Source organism: Caulobacter sp. GW821-FHT11E10 (assembly GCF_058808375.1).
The window spans coordinates 305981-323947 of record NZ_JBXARP010000006.1; the positions used below are offsets into that span (position 1 = coordinate 305981).

17 protein-coding genes are annotated in these 17967 nt (G+C 68.1%); 6 read left to right on the forward strand and 11 right to left on the reverse strand.

The genetic code is table 11. The features are described 5' to 3' along the window. Positions 1-72 precede the first annotated feature (72 nt). From AC1RRV_RS14665 to AC1RRV_RS14680, 4 genes are all read right to left on the reverse strand, one after another. Positions 73-1632 carry a GH39 family glycosyl hydrolase gene (locus AC1RRV_RS14665; RefSeq protein WP_492860387.1) on the reverse strand — a complete coding sequence of 520 codons (1560 nt, stop codon included), beginning with the start codon at positions 1630-1632 and terminating at the stop codon, positions 73-75. Positions 1633-1773: 141 nt separating this feature from the next. Continuing rightward, positions 1774-2232, reverse strand: coding sequence for a MarR family winged helix-turn-helix transcriptional regulator (locus AC1RRV_RS14670; protein ID WP_492860388.1), 459 nt, complete (start codon positions 2230-2232; stop codon positions 1774-1776). A gap of 137 nt (positions 2233-2369) precedes the next feature. Continuing rightward, positions 2370-3233 carry a dienelactone hydrolase family protein gene (locus tag AC1RRV_RS14675; RefSeq protein ID WP_492860389.1) on the reverse strand — a complete coding sequence of 288 codons (864 nt, stop codon included), beginning with the start codon at positions 3231-3233 and terminating at the stop codon, positions 2370-2372. 81 nt (positions 3234-3314) lie between these two features. Then, positions 3315-4346 carry a glycosylasparaginase gene (locus AC1RRV_RS14680; protein ID WP_492860390.1) on the reverse strand — a complete coding sequence of 344 codons (1032 nt, stop codon included), beginning with the start codon at positions 4344-4346 and terminating at the stop codon, positions 3315-3317. Between the two features lie 53 nt (positions 4347-4399). Here AC1RRV_RS14680 and AC1RRV_RS14685 point away from each other — a divergent pair, with 53 nt between their 5' ends. Next, on the forward strand, positions 4400-5137 hold the full coding sequence (locus tag AC1RRV_RS14685) for a copper homeostasis protein CutC (protein ID WP_492860391.1): 738 nt from the start codon (positions 4400-4402) through the stop codon (positions 5135-5137). 3 nt (positions 5138-5140) lie between these two features. On the opposite strand, the gene pelA is transcribed toward AC1RRV_RS14685, so the two are convergent. The 4 genes from pelA to AC1RRV_RS14705 form a co-directional block, all read right to left on the reverse strand. Then, on the reverse strand, positions 5141-6451 hold the full coding sequence (pelA, locus tag AC1RRV_RS14690; protein WP_492860392.1) for a pectate lyase: 1311 nt from the start codon (positions 6449-6451) through the stop codon (positions 5141-5143). A 127-nt stretch (positions 6452-6578) separates the two neighbouring features. Then, complete coding sequence (locus AC1RRV_RS14695) at positions 6579-7742, reverse strand: glutathionylspermidine synthase family protein (RefSeq protein ID WP_492860393.1); 1164 nt, start codon at positions 7740-7742, stop codon at positions 6579-6581. After that, the gene (locus AC1RRV_RS14700; protein ID WP_492860394.1) at positions 7742-8500 is read right to left on the reverse strand and encodes a PspA/IM30 family protein; all 759 of its coding nucleotides are present in this window, start codon (positions 8498-8500) and stop codon (positions 7742-7744) included. Before AC1RRV_RS14700 ends, AC1RRV_RS14695 begins: the two co-directional genes overlap by 1 nt. Before the next feature lie 24 nt (positions 8501-8524). Continuing rightward, entirely contained in the window at positions 8525-9196 is a 672-nt protein-coding gene (locus tag AC1RRV_RS14705; protein ID WP_492860395.1) for a YjfI family protein, read from the reverse strand. Positions 9197-9308: 112 nt separating this feature from the next. On the opposite strand from AC1RRV_RS14705, the gene AC1RRV_RS14710 reads away from it, so the two are divergent. The 5 genes from AC1RRV_RS14710 to AC1RRV_RS14730 all read left to right on the forward strand — a co-directional run bounded on the left by AC1RRV_RS14710 (position 9309) and on the right by AC1RRV_RS14730 (position 12725). After that, positions 9309-10310, forward strand: a complete 1002-nt coding sequence (locus tag AC1RRV_RS14710; protein WP_492860396.1) for a potassium channel family protein — start codon at positions 9309-9311, stop codon at positions 10308-10310. A gap of 5 nt (positions 10311-10315) precedes the next feature. After that, positions 10316-10960, forward strand: coding sequence for a DUF2491 family protein (locus tag AC1RRV_RS14715; RefSeq protein WP_492860397.1), 645 nt, complete (start codon positions 10316-10318; stop codon positions 10958-10960). 72 nt (positions 10961-11032) lie between these two features. Continuing rightward, positions 11033-11446: a DUF350 domain-containing protein gene (locus AC1RRV_RS14720; protein WP_492860398.1), complete on the forward strand. Its 414-nt coding sequence runs from the start codon at positions 11033-11035 to the stop codon at positions 11444-11446. A gap of 10 nt (positions 11447-11456) precedes the next feature. Further along, positions 11457-12095 carry a DUF1190 domain-containing protein gene (locus AC1RRV_RS14725; protein ID WP_492860399.1) on the forward strand — a complete coding sequence of 213 codons (639 nt, stop codon included), beginning with the start codon at positions 11457-11459 and terminating at the stop codon, positions 12093-12095. A 144-nt stretch (positions 12096-12239) separates the two neighbouring features. Beyond that, complete coding sequence (locus AC1RRV_RS14730; protein WP_492860400.1) at positions 12240-12725, forward strand: hypothetical protein; 486 nt, start codon at positions 12240-12242, stop codon at positions 12723-12725. A 202-nt stretch (positions 12726-12927) separates the two neighbouring features. Here the strand turns inward: AC1RRV_RS14730 and AC1RRV_RS14735 are convergent, their stop codons facing one another. From AC1RRV_RS14735 to AC1RRV_RS14745, 3 genes are all read right to left on the reverse strand, one after another. Next, positions 12928-13419: a low molecular weight protein-tyrosine-phosphatase gene (locus AC1RRV_RS14735; RefSeq protein WP_492860522.1), complete on the reverse strand. Its 492-nt coding sequence runs from the start codon at positions 13417-13419 to the stop codon at positions 12928-12930. Further along, positions 13404-17003, reverse strand: coding sequence for a hydantoinase B/oxoprolinase family protein (locus tag AC1RRV_RS14740; protein ID WP_492860401.1), 3600 nt, complete (start codon positions 17001-17003; stop codon positions 13404-13406). Before AC1RRV_RS14740 ends, AC1RRV_RS14735 begins: the two co-directional genes overlap by 16 nt. A gap of 166 nt (positions 17004-17169) precedes the next feature. Next, complete coding sequence (locus AC1RRV_RS14745) at positions 17170-17745, reverse strand: TMEM165/GDT1 family protein (RefSeq protein ID WP_492860402.1); 576 nt, start codon at positions 17743-17745, stop codon at positions 17170-17172. Between the last annotated feature and the right edge of the window lie 222 nt (positions 17746-17967).

The following is a 17967-nucleotide window of genomic DNA, read 5'->3' on the forward strand; positions in this document are numbered from 1 at the left end:
CTGGATCAGGTGTAGACAATCGTCGAGCAAAAACCCTGAACAGAAATCTTGGGCGTGGCGTCGAACGCTCGCCTAGACCGGCTCCAGCTCCACCAGCACAATGTCGTTGGCGCGCATCGGCAGGTCGACGACCGCCTCGCCCTTGAGCCGGATCACCTTCTCGATCTCCGCCCGGTCCTGGGCCAGGGCCTCCAGCTGCCCCTGCTGCTCGGCGGTCAGGGTCTTGGGCGAACCCATGTCGATATAGGCGCTATATGCGTCATTGGCGCGATAGCCGGTGCGGCGGACCCGCAGGCGATAGGCGCCAGGCTTCAGGCCCGTCACTCGCAGCTTCAGCGGCTCGACGTCGGTCGTCGGGTGCAGGCGGCCATAGAACGGGCGATTGCTGACCTTCTGGTCCGGCTGACGCCACGCATAGACCAGGGCGCTCACCCGGCCGCCATCGCGAGCGGCGAAGACCTGGTCATCGGCGCAGACGAGCGTCCGGCCCTTCACGGCGTTCAGATACTTGTAGGCGAACCAGGCAGGCTTGCGGATCCCCTGCGGATTCATCAAGCCAAAGCCGCCCTCGAACGGCTTGGTCGGCGGGCCCGGCTCCTCGAAGAGGTCGGTATAGGTCCAGTAGCTCATGCCCTGGACCAGACCCTGGGTGCGCCGCAGCTTCTCCAGGATGTAGGCGGCGCTGACATAGCTGTCGTGGACGCTGTCGCGCGGCGTGTAGCTGGTGCTCCATTCGGTGAAATAGAGCGGCAGGTTCGGGAAGGCCGAGGCCTGGATCTGTTCGCGCACGCGGCGCACATCGCCGACCACCGCGTCCGGCGAGGCCGAGAGCTTGGTGTCCTGCTGGCCTTTTTCGTCCAGGAAGCCGCCGTCGACGCCATAGGTGTGGGTGGTGACGAAATCGACGCCGGAGCCGGTCTTCTTCACATGAGCCAGGAACTCCGGGACCCAGGCCGCGCCAGCCGTCGAGGGGCCGCCCACGCGCAGGGCCGGGTCGATCGCCTTGATGGCCCGCGCGGTGACGTCATAGAGCTCGAAATAGGCGGCTTGGTCGGCCTTCTCCCAGAAGCCGTCGAGATTGGGCTCGTTCCAGACCTCGAAGAACCAGCTGCGCACTTCTTTGACGCCGTAGCGCTGGCGCACGTGCTTGATGAAGGCGTCTATCAAGTCGCGCCAAGGACCCAGCTTCGGGTGGGAGGTGTTGCCCTTCCAGTAGAAGATCGTCAGCTCGGAGGTCTTCATCGCCTCGGGCGTGAAGCCCAGCTCGACGAACGGCCGGATCCCCTTGGCCAGCAGAGCGTCGTACAGCTGGTCGATCTTCGTCCAGTCGTAGACGATCTTGCCATCCCGGACCTTCACCGTGCCCAACACGTCGTGGAACAGCGCGTGGAAGCGGATGTAGCGAAAGCCCAGCTCGTCGACGACGGTCTTCAGCTGCGCCTGGCTGTCGTCGCGGATCAGGGTGCCGGGATAGTCCGAGCCGATCGAGAGATCGAAGAACCGGTCGACCGGCCCTGCGGTCTTGGCCAGGTCCAGGGCGACGACACGCGGCGCGACCGGCGCGGCCCAGGCCCGGGCGCCGGCGATCAGGCTCGAAAACGCGGCCAGCGCGGCTCTGCGCGATATCGCCATGGTGTTCCTCTCCCAGTTCTTGCGAGAAGGGCTACACGCGGATGATAGCGCTATCAATCTCTTTTGTAGGACAATTTGCGAAGGTCCGGGGGGTTGCGATTCAGGCCGGCCCTGTCGAGCCTGCACGCCGGAGGATGGCGCTCAGCCGCCCTGCCCGGCCATCACGTCCAGCGCGGCCTCGAAGGCCGCGAAGGTCCGCAGGGTTGTCGCCAGGTTCAGGTCGCTGACCTGGGCCAGCACCCGGCGGCGCACGCCCTGCACCGCGTTCTCGACCTTCACGGCCAAGGCCTGCCCCTCCGCCGTGAGATGCAGGGTCTTGGCCCGCTTGTCGGTCGGGTCGTCGCGGCGCTCGACTAGGCCGGCCTGGCACAACTGATCGAGGATGCGGACCAGCGACGGCCCCTCGACGCCCAGCTCCTCGGCCAGCACGCCCTGGCGCATGCCGCCGCCCGCGCGGGCGATCTGCAGCACCGGCAGCGCCTTGGCGTCCGACAGCCCGTGAGCGGCCAAGGCGCGATTCACCTCCCGTCGATAGACGCGCGCCAGGCGCAACAGCGAGCCGGCGAAGGCGCTTTCATCGAGGGTGCGGGGCGAGGCCATTGAACAGCGGCTTTTTCAATAGGTAGCTTGCTATTTATTTTAGATAGCATCCTATCTATTTTCCCGCAAGGCGCGTCCGTACGAAAAAGGGCCCGGCCAATGGCCGAGCCCCTCTCGATCGCGATGGCCGCGAGCGCCTAGCCCAGCGCCTTCTTGTAGAGCGCCAGCAGGTTGCTCCAGGCCCGCTCGGCCGCCTCCTCGTTGTAGACTTGGCTGCCCTTGACGGTCCAACCGTGAGCGGCGCCGGCGAAGACCTCGATCTGGGCCGGGCGCTTCACCTCGGCGAAATAGGCCTTCAGCTTGTCCTTCACGGTCGGGTCCTGCTTGTCGTCGTTGTCGGCGATCTCGATCAGGTAATCGGCGTGGGTCTTGGGGACCTGCAGGTGCGGGCTGTCTTCCTTGTCGGTGATCAGGCCGCCGCCATGGAAGGTGGCGACCGCGCCGATCCGGCCGGGAACGGCGCCGGCGGTGCGGAACGAGAGCGGGCCGCCCATGCAATAGCCCTGCACCCCGACCTTCTTGGCCTTGTTGGTCTGCGGCTGGGCGTCGAGGAAGGCGACATAGGCCACCGCGTCCTTGAACGTCCCCTCAGGCGTCACCGACGCGCGCATCGGCGTCAGCTTGGCGCGGTCCTCGGGGTTGGCGAAGTTGAAGCCCATCTCGACCACCGGCGCCTTCTTGACCCGGTAGTAGAGGTTAGGGACCAGCACGACGTAACCGGAGGACGCCAGGCGACGCCCCATCTCGCGGAATGCCGGGCGCAGACTGACCACGTCGGGCCACACCACCACGGCCGGCCACTTGCCCTTACCCTTTGGGTAGAACAGAGCCGCGTCGGCGACGCCGTCCGGCGTCTTGATCTCGACGTCCTTCTCTTCGACCGTCTCGTCGGCGCGGGCGACGGTGGCGACGCCGGTCAGAGCCGCGGTCATCAGGCCGAAGGTGCGGCGTGAAACCGTGGGGTCGTGAATGAGGCCTGGGTGGATATCGTCATCGCACATGGCGGTCTCCCTCTGAGCACTTTGGCCGGCAAGCTATAACCGCGTTATTTGTTCGCCCACCCATTTTACGACGAGGCTGGACTACGACGCGACGTGATAGGTCGCCTTCCCCGGCAGCAGCAGATCCTGCTTGCGCCCATCGCACAGGGCGTAGCTGAAACCGCTCTGGATCGCCCAGGCCCCCACTTCCCCCTGCTTGTTCACGGCCAGGAAGCCGACCTGGATGTCCTTGGCTTGCGGCTTCTTCTTCAGTATCCGCTCGACCGCCTCGCGGCAGGCGGCCTCGGGCGAGCGGCCCTGGCGCATCAATTCCACGACCAGAAAGCTGCCGACATTGCGGATCACCTCCTCGCCGACGCCGGTCGAGGTGGCGCCGCCCACCTCGTTGTCGACATAGAGGCCCGCGCCGATGATCGGGCTGTCGCCGACCCGGCCGCGCATCTTCCAGGCCATGCCGCTGGTCGTGCAGGCTCCGGCGATGTTCCCCCGCGCGTCGATGGCCAGCATGCCGATGGTGTCGTGGTTGCCGGCGCCGCCCGGCGTGCCCAGCTGCCCGGTGGTCTTGCCGTAGTCGCCGACCTCGCTGTTGGCCTTCGGCTGATACTTGGCGTCCTTCTTCCAGGCCTCCCAAGCGGCCCTGGACTCCGGCGTCAGCAGCTCTTCACGCGCGAAGCCCTGCTCCAGCGCGAACTGCAGGGCCCCCGCCCCGACCAGCATCACGTGCGGGGTCTTCTCCATCACCCGACGGGCGACCGAGATCGGGTGGGCGATGTGCTCCAGCGCCGCGACGGCCCCGCAGTTGCCGAACTCGTCCATGATGCAGGCGTCCAGCGAGACGTGGCCGTCGCGGTCGGGATAGCCGGCGCGGCCGACGCTGTGGTTCTTCAGGTCCTGCTCGGGGATCCGCGCGCCGGCTTCGACGGCGTCCAGCGCCCGGCCGCCCTTGGACAGCACCGCCCAGGCGGCCTGGTTCGCCGCGACGCCGAAGTCCCAGGTGGAGATCACGCAGGGGCCGTCGAGCTTGGTCACGCCCTTGGCGGCGGCGGCGGCCTTGGCGCCCATCATGGCCGATCCGACGAGCGAAGCGCCGATCAGGCCTCTACGATTCAACATCAGTGTGCTCCAACAAGCCCGCGCGAATCCCTAGCACGAGGCACAAGAAGACCATGGCCGCCGACCGCATTCTGCTGGAAGTCTGTGTCGATACGCCCGCTGGACTGGCGGCGGCGATCGCCGGCGGGGCGGATCGGATCGAACTTTGCGCGGCCCTGGCGCTGCAGGGCCTGACCCCCGCCCCCGGCCTGATGGCCCAGGCGGCCAGCGCCTCGATCCCGATCTATCCGATGATCCGGCCGCGCAATGGCGACTTCTGCTACGATGCCGGCGACTTCGACGCCATGCGCCGCGACATCGACGCCGTTCGAGCCCATGGCTTGGCCGGTGTTGTCATCGGCGCCAACCGGCCGGACGGCGAACTGGATCTCGACGTCTTGGGCGAGCTGGTCGAGCACTCCACGGGCCTGGGAACGAGCCTGCACCGCTCGTTCGACCTGGTCCCGGATCAGTCGAAGGCGCTGGAGATCGCGATCCAGATGGGCTTCGAGCGCGTCCTGACCTCGGGCGGCGCCCTGACCGCTCAGGCGGGGGCCGAACAGATCGCGGCGCTGGTCGAGCAGGCCGCCGGCCGGATCGGCATCCTGGCCGGCGCGGGGGTGAAGCCCGGCAACGTCGCCGAGCTGGTGAAACGGACCGGCGTCCGCGAAGTCCACGGCTCGTTCAGCGGCCCGATCCCGGGCGCCGATCCAGCCTCGAAACTGGGCGCGATGGGCTTCGTGCCGCCGGAACTGCGGGATACGGACCAAGCGGCGGTCGCGGAAGCCGTTCGGATCCTCCGCGACCTCTGAGCCCTATTTCGCCGGGTGGCTCTTGGCCCAGGCCTCATAGGCCTTGATCGCCTTGGCCGGCTGGGGGCCGAACCAGGAATAGCCGTTGCGGCGCTCCAGCGAGAGCTCATTGGCGTCGTCGCGCAGGGTCTTGTCGCGCTCGCCGAAGACCGGCTTGCCCGTCGTGCGGCTGTAGTAGCGCGACCACAGCGGCCCCGCGCCCGGCTGGTCGATCAGGCGCCGCCCCGCGGGGTCGCCCTTGCCGCCGGTCCAGGCCTTGTCCATCAGCGCCGAGCCCTTCATCCAGGCCACGCCGGCATGGACGGCCGCGACCTCGGCCGGGGTCGGGTCGGGCAGGCTCATCAGGTACATCAGCAGGTCGGCGCTCTCGCCCGTCGACAGGGCCGGCGGCTCGAAGTTGCGGCCGGCGACCGGCTCCAGCGTCAGCGCATCGGCCTGCTGCCCCCAGATGGCCAGCTTGCCGTCGACGCGGATCTGGGCGGCGACGATGACCTCGCGACCGTGCTTTGCCGCCACGCCGGCCTTGGCGCGAAGGTCGGCGGGCACGAAGGCGAACTCCGGCTTGGCCTCCGACACCTCGGTCAGCAGACCGGCGGCCTCGGAGACGGCATTGTCGTTGAAGGTGACGGCGTCGTGGTAGCCGCCTTCCAGCGGCCAGACCTGCGGCCAGCCGCCGTTCGGGAATTGAGCGGCCAGCAGATAGCGCACGCCCTTCAGGAAGCTCTTACGATAGGCCTCGCCATTCTTGCCCGGCGCCTGGGCGGCGACCTTGGCCAGGAAGCGCATCTCGGTGATGGTCGCGCCATTATCCAGCGTGCCGACATAGCCCCACTTGGGGTCGCGCGCGGCGTCGAAGTCGGCCTCGCTGAGATACTTGGAATTGTTGTCCGAGGCCCAGGGCTGGCCGGGCAGGCGCAGCGCCCCCTCGCGGTCCTGGTTCTTGCTCCAGCCGCCGGCCGGGGTCTGGAAACTGACGATGACGTCGGCGATGTGGCGCGCCTCGGGCGAGGCGTACCAGGCCGCGTCCTTGTTCAGCGCCATGCCGCCGTCGCCATGACCCGAAGGGGGCGGCGGAGGCGCGACCTCGCCCGGCTTCAGCTCGGCGGCCAGGGCGGCGCGGTCGGCCTTCTCCTGGGCGGTCGAGCGGTCGAGATAGGCCTTCCACGCCGCTTGCTGAGTGGCCGGCAGCTTGGCGATCCGCTCGGCGGTGATCGGCTGGGCCGGGACGTTGGTCCCGATCACGCCGGCAAAGGCCGGCGTGGCCAGAATGCCGGCGGACAGGAAGAGGCCGAGGACGGCGGCGCGCTTGGACATCAGACGTTTCCCCCGAGCGACCGCGACAGTCCGGACGCCCTGTTCTGATAGGAATGATACCGGTTTCCTATCCGGAGAAAACAGGGCCTTCTTGTGGCGCTTGGTCGCGCCAAGGCGCTATCCGTTCTCAGCCCTCGATGATGTGCGGGATGAACCGCGAGCGGTCGCGGGTCACGCGTCCCCGGTCCTCGCGCACGCCGATGCCGGCGGCCTGGTCGCCGATGACCCAGGATCCGACCACCGGATAGTTCGCGCCGAAGCGCGGCGGCGGCTTCAGTTCCTGGCGGATCCAGCCTTCCTCGCCATAGCCCTGGTCCAGCACCCGGCCCTTGCGGCCATCCTTCCAGAGCTCGACGTTCGCGCCCTCGCGGCTGAACAGCGGCTTGCGGGCATAGTTGTTTCCCAGGCGCTCGATCTTGGGGTCGTCGTCGAAATAGGTCTCAAGCAGGTTCGGATGGCCTGGGTGGCGCTCCCAGAGCAGCGGCAGCAGCGCCTTGTTCGATAGGACCGCCTTCCACGGCGGCTCCAGGAACAGGGTCTTGCTGGCGGCGATGTTGGCCGCGTACGGCTCGCGCAGCATCTCTTCCCAGGGGTGCAGCTTGAAGATCGCCCCGATCAGATAGTTGTCCTGGTCGACGAAGCGGCCGTCGGCGTCGAGGCCGATCTGGGTGATGGGCACGAACTTGGGCTCCAGCCCCGCCAGCCGGCCCATGTCCTCCAGGAACCGCACCGTCTGGCGATCCTCCACGAAGTCCGCGTCACTGGCGAAGTGGACGAAGCCGCCGTCCGGAAAGATCGCCTTGAACCGGTCGGCCAGCTGGTCATGCAGGCTGTTGAACTGGTCGGTGCTTTCGGGAAGCTTCCCCTGCTGGATCAGGTCTTCCAGCCACAGCCACTGGAACACGCCGGCCTCATAGATGCTGGTCGGGGTGTCGGCGTTGTACTCGTAGAGCTTGGGCGGTCCCGCCCCGTCGTAGAAGAAGTCGAACCGACCATAGAGCGACGGATCGCGCGCCTTCCACGAGGCGGCGACCACGTCGCGCGAAGCTTCCGGGATCCGCAGCCGAGCCATCAGGGCGTCGTCGCCGACCGCGTCCTCGACCAGCTCCAGGCACAGCTTGTGCAGCGCTTCGGTCGCGGGCTCGAGGTGGCCTTCGACCTCCTCCAGCGTGAAGGCGTAGGCGGCCCGTTCGTCCCAGTAGCGACGACCGTCGGCGTGGTGCCAGGTGAAGCCGACCGCCTCGGCCTTGGACTTCCAGTCCGGCCGAGGCGTCAGGGTGAGACGGCGCATCAGGCGTCCGAGCCGTCCCGAGCGACCTTGGCCTTGTCCTCGATGGCCAGCATCGGAGCGGGCAGAGCCTCGTCCTTCGGGGCCATCAGGCGGGCCAGCACGTCCTCGGCCCCGCCGCCGCCCGGCAGGATGCCGGCCGCGGCGAGCTTGGCGTCCAGATCGGCGCCGGTCTTGCGGTCCTCGGACTCGTTGTGCAGCTTGAACTGCTCCTCGCGGACCGACTGGCGCTCCTTGATGCGCTTGAGGCTGTCGGCGGCCGAGCCGACGACGCCGCTGGCCGAACCCGAGCGCGAGATGACGGCCGCCTGGGCCTTCTGGACGCTCTCGTTGACCTTCACGATCTCGATCTCGCGACGCAGCGCTTCGACCTTGGTGTCGGTCTGCGAGATGATCGTGCGCAGCCTCTCTTCAGCCGAGCGCAGTTCGTTCATCTGGGTCGATTTCTGGGTCGCGTCCTTCTCGAGGTCGGCGATCCGCTGGGCGACTTCCAGGGCCAGGGCCTGGTCGCCCTTGTTCATGGCCGCGCGGGCCGAGGACTCGTACTTGCGCGACTGGTCGGTCAGCTGGCCGACCTCGGTCTCCAGTGACCGACGACGGGCGACCAGCTTGGCCAGCTCGTCCCGGGCCTTGCCCTGGGCGTTGTCGGCGTCGCGGATTTCCTGGTCCAGGATCCTCAGGGCGTTGGCGTCCACGATGGTCTGCGCACCGTCATGCGCGGTCCCACGGAACAGGGCCGAGAGCTTGCTCCAGATCGACATCAGTAAGTCTCCAGGTCTCTGTTCTTAAGCGGCCGCGCCGCGGCTCTTTTCGAAGGAATCACGCAGCTCGCTGGCGGCGGCGATGGCGTTGGCGGCCAGGGTTCGCAGCTCGATGATCAGCGTCTGCAGGGTGGTCTTGGACGAAATCTCGCCCATCAGCTCGTAATAGTCGCGGCCGTCGACCGTGGTGATGCCGAAATTCGACAGCGGCACGACCTTCTGGGCCTTGAGCAGGAACTCGTTGAAACCGGCGCGGTCGGTCTGCTCGTCGCAGGGCCACAGGATGGTCGAGACGACCATCTGCAGGCTGCCGCCGCTGACATAGACCGGCAGGTCGCCGAACTCTTGCATGACGACCAGAAGGACCGGCTCGACGCCCTCGACCACCGTGGCGGTCAATTCGTCGGGTCGCACGAGGGCGCTTTCCGCCAGCGCGTCACGCAGGCTGTGGATCGTCCAGGCGGTGTCGATAACGGAGTCCATGTGTCTGACGCCTCGGGGAGGATTAGGGTTGCTGTTCAGGGTTGGCCCTCGGGCCGATTCCACGACGATGGCCTGGACCGCTGAAAGGATGTCGGGCTTGCACGCCGCCGGCGCCCAGACTTCGATCTTCACGAAGCCAGCGCTCCGGCGGGCTTCTCGCCACGCGCGGGTCCTTTCGGCGGCCTGAGCGCCTCTCGTCGTCCTAGCAGGCATGTGTTACATGTATGCGTACCATGAACGCTTGACAAGACGCCGTTCGGGTTCATCCTGCAGTTGACCACGGCCGGGGGCAAGCTTGGCGCTCGTTATTCTTCTTCGGCGCGCGGTGGACCGCGTTCATGTCGCCGTCGCCGAGCTTCATTGGTGGGTTCTGGCGGCGGCCGCGACGGCGCACGCCAGCCTGTCCTGGCTGATGCTGGCGCTCGACGGCGAGACCAAGATCACCGCGCCGGTCGACTTCCTCTATTGGTACGCCACCACCGCCTATACGGTAGGCTACGGCGACCTCAGCCCCCAGACGCCCGCGGGCCGGCTGGTCACGGCGATCTTCGTCTTCCCGGGCGCGATCGCCATCTTCACGACGATCGTCGCCAAGGTGCTGGCGGCTTTCGGCGATTTCTGGCGGCGGCGCAGGGAAGGCCGCGGAGACTTTGGACGCATGACGGACACTACCGTGGTGATCGGGTTCGTCCCCGATCAGACCCCGAAGATGATCGACGAACTCAACGCCGAGGTCGGCGGCGGGCGGGTGGTGCTGATCACCCGCAAGGAACTGTCCGACCCGGACGAGCGCGTCCTCTATGTCCGCGCGCGCGCTCTCACCGACCCCGCCGAACTGCGCCGCGCCGGCGTGCACAACGCCCGGCGGGTGGCGATCTATACCGACAACGACCCCGACACCCTGGCGGCGGCGCTGGCGGTCAGCGGCCTCAACAAGACCGCGCATATCGTCTGCTATTTCCACGATCGCCATGCGGGCGATCTTCTGAAGCTGCATTGCCCGCAGGTGGAGGCGATCGTCGCCCCGGGGCCAGAACTGGTGGTGCGCGCGGTGCAGGACCCCGGCGCCAGTCGCGTGCTCAACGCCCTGATCAGCCATCTCGACGCCTCGGCCACCCTCTATTGCGCCCAGTGGCGCGGCGGCCAGGCGGCGACCATCGACCAGGCGGCCAAGCGCCTGCACGAGCAGGACGCGACCCTGCTGGCCTGGCAGGCCGCCGACGCGCCCGAGCCTTCGTTCGACGTCCGTAGCGGCGCCGGCATCCCGGCCGGAGCGCGCCTGTTCTATGTGGCCCAGCATCGCCTGGCCGACCCGGTGGGAGCGTAAAGCCCATGTTCGGCAAGCTTTTCGGCGGCAAGAACAACGAGCCCACGGCGGCGCTGCCGGTGATCCGCAACGTCACCATCGGGCGCACCGTCATCCTCGACCCGCTGGCGTGGCGGCGTTTCGGGGCCGAGACCCGTTTCGCCCTCGACCGCGACACCCTGGAGATCACGGCCCAGGGCCTGATCCAGCTCAGCGACGGCGCCTTCGTCCATCGGTTCTACACCGACGACGAAGTCCTGTTCCAAGTCGTCTCCGACGATCGCGAAGGCGAGAAGGCCAACGACTTCACGATCTTCCTGCCGTGGGCCAGCGAATATCCCGGCAAGGACGACGGCAGTCGCCCCGCCTGGACCAAGCGTCTGCGGGCGCCAACCTTCCAGCCGGAGGGCCTGCCCGAATACCGCCGCCTGTGGTTCGGGGAAGAGGCCGCCGAGCAGGATCCGGTCACCTTCTGGGAGGATGTCTATTACGATCGCGCCGCGCGCCGGCCCGACAGGCGGCTCTTCCAGACGACGATGCTGTTCCATCGCGACCTGGCGTCCGACGGGCGGGAGCTGCTGCTGGCCTTGACGCTGGAGCCGGAGGACGGCGACGTCACGCATGAAATGATGATCGGCCTGCCGCTGTCGGTGGGTGAGTTCAAAGCTTAGTTCGGTTTGGCGAGCCTGTTCATCCGCTCGGCTGGATCCGATCGGGCAGGCTCTTAAGGGGCAAGACAGACGATGTTCGATTTCATCGGTTTCAAGGCGGGCGCGGTGGCCTTCCTGCTGGCCTTCGTGGTGGCGGGCCTGTTCACCATCGCCTTCAAATACATCTACCAGTGGATCACGCCCTACAACGAGAAGGCGCTGATCCGACAAGGCAACACCGCCGCCGCCATCGCCCTGGCCGGCGCCCTGGTCGGCTACGTCCTACCGCTGGCCTCGGCGCTAAGCCACACGGTCAGCCTCGTCGAGTTCGCGGCCTGGGCCACCCTCGCCGGCGTCATCCAGATCGTCACCTTCCACGTCGTGCGCATGATCGCCCTGCCCGACGTCAAGACGCGCGTCGAGAATGGCGAGACCTCGATCGGCATCTACCTGGCCGGCGTGTCGATTGCGGTCGGCCTGCTGAACGCCGCCTGCATGACCTCGTGAGGATCACGCGATGACCACCCGTAAACGCTCGAGCTCACTGAAGCTGACCACCATGCTGGCCGGCGCGGCCTCGCTGACCCTGGCCGGCTGCGACGACCCCGGCTCGCAGGTCAATTTCGACCCCAATCGCGGCGAGCAGGTCGAGGCCTTCAGCTACAAGACCCTGGAAGAGTGCAAGGCGGCCAACGAGGTCCCCGACCCGCAGTGCGACACCGCCTACGCCGCCGCCAAGACGGACGACCAGAAGAACGCCCCCCGCTACGAGGCGCGCGCCTCGTGCGAGGACGTCTATGGCGCCGGCAACTGTGTGCCGCGCGGCGGCGAGCACGGCGGCGGCAGCTTCTTCACGCCGCTGCTGGCCGGCTTCGTGATCGGCCAGATGATGGACGGCGGCGGCTATCGCGGCACCGGCATGTATCGCCGCGATGACGCGTATGGCGGCGGCTACTACTCGACCTACGGCGGCCGCCTGAACCGTGACTACAGCACGGGCCGGTCCGTCATCAGCAAGAACAGCATCGACCCGCCGGACGCGATCCGCAGCGCGCCGCCCAAGATCCAGACCCGCACCTCGGTCGTTTCGCGCGGCGGCTTCGGCGGCGGGCGCAGCTACGCCAGCAGCGGGAGCTCACGAGGCTTCGGCGGCTAGCGTCGCGCTCGACATTTTGCGATTGACTCGCAACTAGACATCCCATCTAGTTGCGATGTGTTCGCAAGAGCGCGTCGGGCCGCTCACCGAGATCGGTTCGCCATGGCAGGTGTCGGCCCCCTGCTTGGCGAGGAGATTTACGGCGTGCGGTCCGACCCTTTCTCCGAGACTCACCTGACCCACTGCGGCCCCGTCGGCCTGGCCGATGGCGAGCGGCTGCTCCTGTGGATGCTGCGCCAATGGGTGACCGCCCGGGTGCTGGGTGAGGAGCCCGGCGCGCGGTTGTCGAAGCAGGCCGGCGCCCTGGCCTCGCCCCGCGTCGCCACCGCCTTCATCCTGATGATGACCGCCATCGAGAGCCAGGTTCGCCGTCCGCTCTGCGTCTCCGCGCCCTGCTCGGGGGGCTATGCGATGGACGAGCAGCGCCTGATCGCCGCGTGCGGCGTCTGCCCCGCTTCACCCGAGATCGCCGGCCGCCTGCTGGAAGGCATGGTCGTAACGCCCGAGGCCGTGACCGTGATGGCCCGCTTCCTCAACACCGCTCTCGCCAATGACGGCAAGGCCCTGCCGATGCGCTTCGAGGAGCCGGAACCGGTCGAGGTCGTCTCGCCGCGGCCGACGCTGCACTAGCAGCCAACACTTGGGACGACTCTAAAATCATTGCCTTCCTCGCCCTTGTGGCGAGGACCCAGGGCGCCGCTGGGCTCATAAACGGTCGGAGTGCTCCGCCGGCGTGGGCGTGCTCCGTCGACGCCAATGCAAGTGGAACCATGGGTCCTAGGCATAAAGCCTAGGAAGGCAGGGTCTTGTAACGGCAGACCTAGACTAGACCCTACCGCCAACCCTCATCGGCCAAGCGCCGCGCCAGCGCCTCCGCGGCCATCACCACATCGCGCCAAGTGACGTCGAAGCCGGCGTCGTCGCCGTAATACGGGTCGGCCACCGCCCTGCCCTCGTGGCCCGGCACGAGATCCAGCAGCAGGCCGACCTCCGCCGTCGCATCGCCGGGGACCATGGCCTTCAGGCCTTCGAGATTGTCGTGATCCAGCGCGTAGATGTGGGTGAAGGTCCGGAAGTCGTCCTGGCTGACCTTGCGGGCGCGTTGATCGCTGATGTCGACGCCGTTGCGCCGGGCTACCGCGATCGAGCGGTGGTCCGGCGGATGGCCGGCGTGCCAGCCGCCCGTGCCGGCGGAGTCGGCGACCACATCCAGGCCCAGCCGCCGCGCCTCGGCCCGGAACGCGCCCTCGGCGAGGGGTGAGCGACAGATGTTGCCCAGGCAGACGAAGAGAACCGAAGCCCTGGTCATCACGCCTTCCCCCAGCCGCCGCCGCCGGGCGTCTCGATGACGATGGCGTCGCCCGCGCCGACTTCGACAAGATCGGTGGCGGCCATGGTCTGAACCGTCCCGTCCGCCCGCTCGATCCGCGCCGCGCCCAGCGCCCCAGGCTGGCCGCCCTCCAGGCCGAACGGCGGCACGCGGCGGCGGTTGGAGAGCAGACTGGCGGTCATCGCCTCGCGGAAACCGATCCGGCGCACCACGCCGTCGCCGCCGCGATGGGCGCCCTGCCCGCCCGAGCCGCGCCGGATCGAGAAGGCCTCGACCAGCACCGGATAGCGCGTCTCCAGCACCTCGGGATCGGTCAGGCGGCTGTTGGTCATGTGGGTCTGGACCGCGTCTGTTCCGTCGAAGTCCGGCCCCGCGCCCGAGCCACCGCAGATGGTCTCGTAGTACTGCCGACGGTCGTCGCCGAAGGTGAAGTTGTTCATCGTCCCCTGCGCCCCGGCCATCACGCCCAGCGCGCCATAGAGGGCGTCGACCACCACTTGGCTGGTCTCGACATTGCCGGCCACCACCGCCGCCGGATAGCGCGGCCGCAGCATCGAGCCCTCGGGGATGACCAGCTCAACCGGCCGCAGGCAGCCGTCATTCATCGGGATCTCGTCGTCGACCAGGGTGCGGAACACATAGAGCGCCGCCGCCCGGCAGATCGAGGCCGGGGCGTTGAAGTTGGTCGGAACCTGGTCGCTGGTGCCGGTGAAGTCGACGCGGGCCGTACGGGCCTTCTGGTCGACGGTGATGGAGACCTTCACCACCGGGCCGTCGTCCAGCTCATAGGCGAACGACCCGCCCTCCATCGTCGCCAGCACGCGGCGGACCGCTTCCTCGGCATTGTCCTGGACGTGGGCCATATAGGCCTCGACCACCGCCTGGCCGAACTCGGCGACCAAGCCGGTCAGGGCCTCGGCCCCGCGCGCGCAGGCGGCGATCTGGGCCTTGAGGTCGCCGATGTTCTGGTCGGGATTGCGCGCCGGCCACTTGCCCGAAGCCAGCAGAGCGCGGGTCTCGGCCTCCAGGAACCGCCCGTCCTCGACCAGCAGGAAGTTTTCGATCAGGACGCCTTCCTCCTCGACCGTCCTGCTGGTCGGCGGCATCGAGCCCGGCGTGATCCCGCCGATATCGCCCTGGTGACCGCGGGCGGCGACGTAGAACAGCAGAGCGTCGGCCGCATCGAACACCGGCATGACCACCGTCACGTCCGGCAGGTGGGTGCCGCCGTTGTAGGGGGCGTTCAGCATGTAGACGTCGCCGGGCTTCATGCCCCGACCGTCGCCCTCCCGCGCGTCGCGGATGGCCCGCACGCTGTCGCCCATCGAACCCAGGTGCACCGGCATATGAGGCGCATTGGCGATCAGGTCGCCATCGCGGCTGAACAAGGCGCAGGAGAAGTCCAGCCGCTCCTTGATATTGACCGAATAGGCCGTGTTCTGCAGGGCGAACCCCATCTCCTCGGCCACGGCCATGAAGAGGTTGTTGAACACCTCCAGCATCACCGGATCAGCCTCTGTTCCGATGGCCTTGCGGACAGGAAGAGCTTCCGTGCGCTCAAGGATCAGGTTCAGTCGAGCATCGACGGTGGCGCGCCAGCCGGGCTCGACGATGGTCGTGCCGGTGGCCTCGCGGATGACGGCGGGGCCGTCGACCGTGGCGCCGACACCCAGGATTTCGCGGTCGTAGACTGGTGTTGGCCGGATCTCGCCGGCCATCCGGATGTCGGCGATGGCCAGGGGTTTCGGAGTCGACGAGGACGTGTTGACGGTGCCGACAGTCGTCGCGCCCGCGTCCGAATGGCCGATCGCCTCGACCGACAAGGTCTCGACCACCAGCGGGGTGGTCGGCGACGTGAAGCCGAAGCGCCGTTGGTGAAGCCCCTCGAACAGCGCCCGGACTTCGGCCGCCTCGGCCAAGGGCACGACCAGCGGCGTGTCGGTGCCAGCGTACTTCACCCGCAGGGTCGCGACGGTCTCGACCGAAGCCATCGGCACGGCCTGGGCGCGCAAGGCGGCTTCCGCTTCGGTCGCCAGCACGGCGGCGCGCGCCATGAGGTCCATGGTCTGATCGAGCGGCCGCTCGACCGTCTCCTCGCGGATCAGGCGCAGGTCCGCCAAGCCCATGCCGTAGGCGCTGAGCACCCCGGCGAACGGGTGGATCATCACCCGGGTCATGCCCAGGGCGTCGGCCACCAGGCAGGCGTGCTGGCCACCGGCGCCGCCGAAACAGGCCAGGACATAGCGGGTGACGTCGTAGCCGCGCTGGATCGAGATCTGCCGCACGGCCTTGGCCATGTTCTCGACGGCGATGGTGACGAAGCCCTCGGCGACCTCCTGCGGACTCATGGACCTTCCCGTCGCGGCGGCGATCTCGCCAGCCACGGTCTCGAAGCCCCGCGCGACGGCCTCCGCGTCCAGCGGCTGGTCGGCGTCCGGGCCGAACACCTTGGGGAAGAACTCCGGCCGCAGCTTGCCCAACATGACGTTGCAGTCGGTGACTGTCAGCGGCCCGCCCCGCCGATAAGCCGCCGGCCCCGGGACCGCGCCGGCCGAGGCCGGGCCCACCCGCAAACGCGCGCCGTCGAAGCTGCAGATCGAGCCGCCGCCGGCCGCCACGGTGTGGATGTTCATCATCGGGGCGCGCATCCGCACCCCGGCCACCACGGTCTCGAAGGCCCGCTCGTACTGGCCCGCGAAGTGGCAGACGTCGGTCGAGGTGCCGCCCATGTCGAAGCCGATGACCCGCTCGAACCCGGCCTCGCCCGCCGTCCGCGCCATGCCGACCACCCCGCCGGCCGGGCCGGACAGGATGGCGTCCTTGCCTCGGAACGCCCTTGCGTCGGTCAGGCCGCCGTTCGACTGCATGAACAGCAGCCGCGTGTCATGTCCGAGCGCGTCGGCGACCTGGTCGACATAGCGGCGCAGGATCGGCGACAGATAGGCGTCGACCACCGTCGTGTCGCCGCGCCCGACCAGCTTCATAAGCGGGCTGACCTCATGGCTGACCGACACCTGGGTGAAGCCGATGTCGCGCGCGATGACCGCCACCCGCGCCTCGTGGTCGGTGAAGCGAAAGCCGTGCAGCAGCACGATGGCCACGGCGCGGAAGCCGGCGTCGTACGCGGCTTTCAGGCCTGACCGCGCAGCTGCCTCGTCCAGCGGCCGCAGCACCTGGCCCTCGACGCTCATCCGCTCATCGATCTCGACGACGCGGTCGTAGAGGGCTTCCGGCTTGACGATATGGCGCTCGAACAGCTTCGGCCGCGCCTGGTAGCCGATGCGCAGGGCGTCGGCGTGGCCCGCCGTGATCGCCAGCACCGTCGGCTCGCCCTTGCGCTCCAGCAGAGCATTGGTGGCGACGGTGGTGCCCATCTTCACCGCGTCGATCTCCGCGCCCTCGGGCAACAACGCCCGGACGCCCGCGACCGCGGCGTCGGCATAGCGTTCTGGATTCTCAGACAGTAGCTTGTGAGTGATCAGGGAGCCGTCCGGCCGACGCGCGACGATATCGGTGAACGTGCCGCCCCGGTCGATCCAGAACTCCCAGCCGCGCGGGTTTTGGTCGGTGGCGGTCATGGGGCGGCGAGACTCCTTGCGTAGCCCCGTCATAGCGCTTCCAAAAACCGTGTCATCCCGGAAGCCTCGCAGAGGCTATCCGGGACCCAGGGGCCAAGCGCAGCGAGGCCGCCCCTGGGTCCCAGCTCTTCGCTTCGCTACGGCCGGGATGACAAGATTTGGAGGGCTACTTGAGGATGCCAACCAACTCCGCCACCTGCCACAGGCCCAGAGCCAGGAAGATCACCGCCGCGCCGATGCGGACGTACTTCAGCGGCACGACCTTGGTCGCGGCCTCGCCCAGATACACGGCCGGGATGTTGGCCAGCATCATGCCCAGGGTGGTGCCGGCCGCGACCCAGAAGATGGCGTGGAACTTGGCGCCCAGCGCCACGGTGGCGATCTGGGTCTTGTCGCCCATCTCGACCAGGAAGAAGGCGACGGTGGTGGTCAGGAAGACGCCGTAGCGACCCGCGCCGCCGGCGTCTTCGTCATCGGCCTTGTCGGGGATCAGGGCCCAGGCGGCCATGGCGATGAACGACACGGCGATGGCCCACTTGAACCAGGCGCCGCTGAGAAGATCGGCGATCCAGTAGCCGGCCGTCGCGGCCAGGGCGTGATTGGCGAGGGTGGCGACCAGGATGCCAAGGATGATCGGCACGGGCTTCTTGAAGCGCGTGGCCAGGATGATGGCCAGCAGCTGGGTCTTGTCGCCGATTTCGGCGATGGCCACGACCAGGGTCGAGACGAGCAGGGATTCCATGGTGCTTTAAAAACCTTCCGGGCCGGGCATGCCAATAGCGTCGACGCCCACCCGGCCCGGATGGAAATCGGCGCCATTGGTCTCGCCAAGGAAGCTCCAGTCGCTTCCCTTCCCCGCGCCATGGATCGGAAGATCCAAGTGTGTTGACGGCGGGGCCCGCTGATAGGCGCGGGCGGCTACTCCCCAAAGGTGAGGCGGCGTGTAGCCGAGGGAGCCGCCACC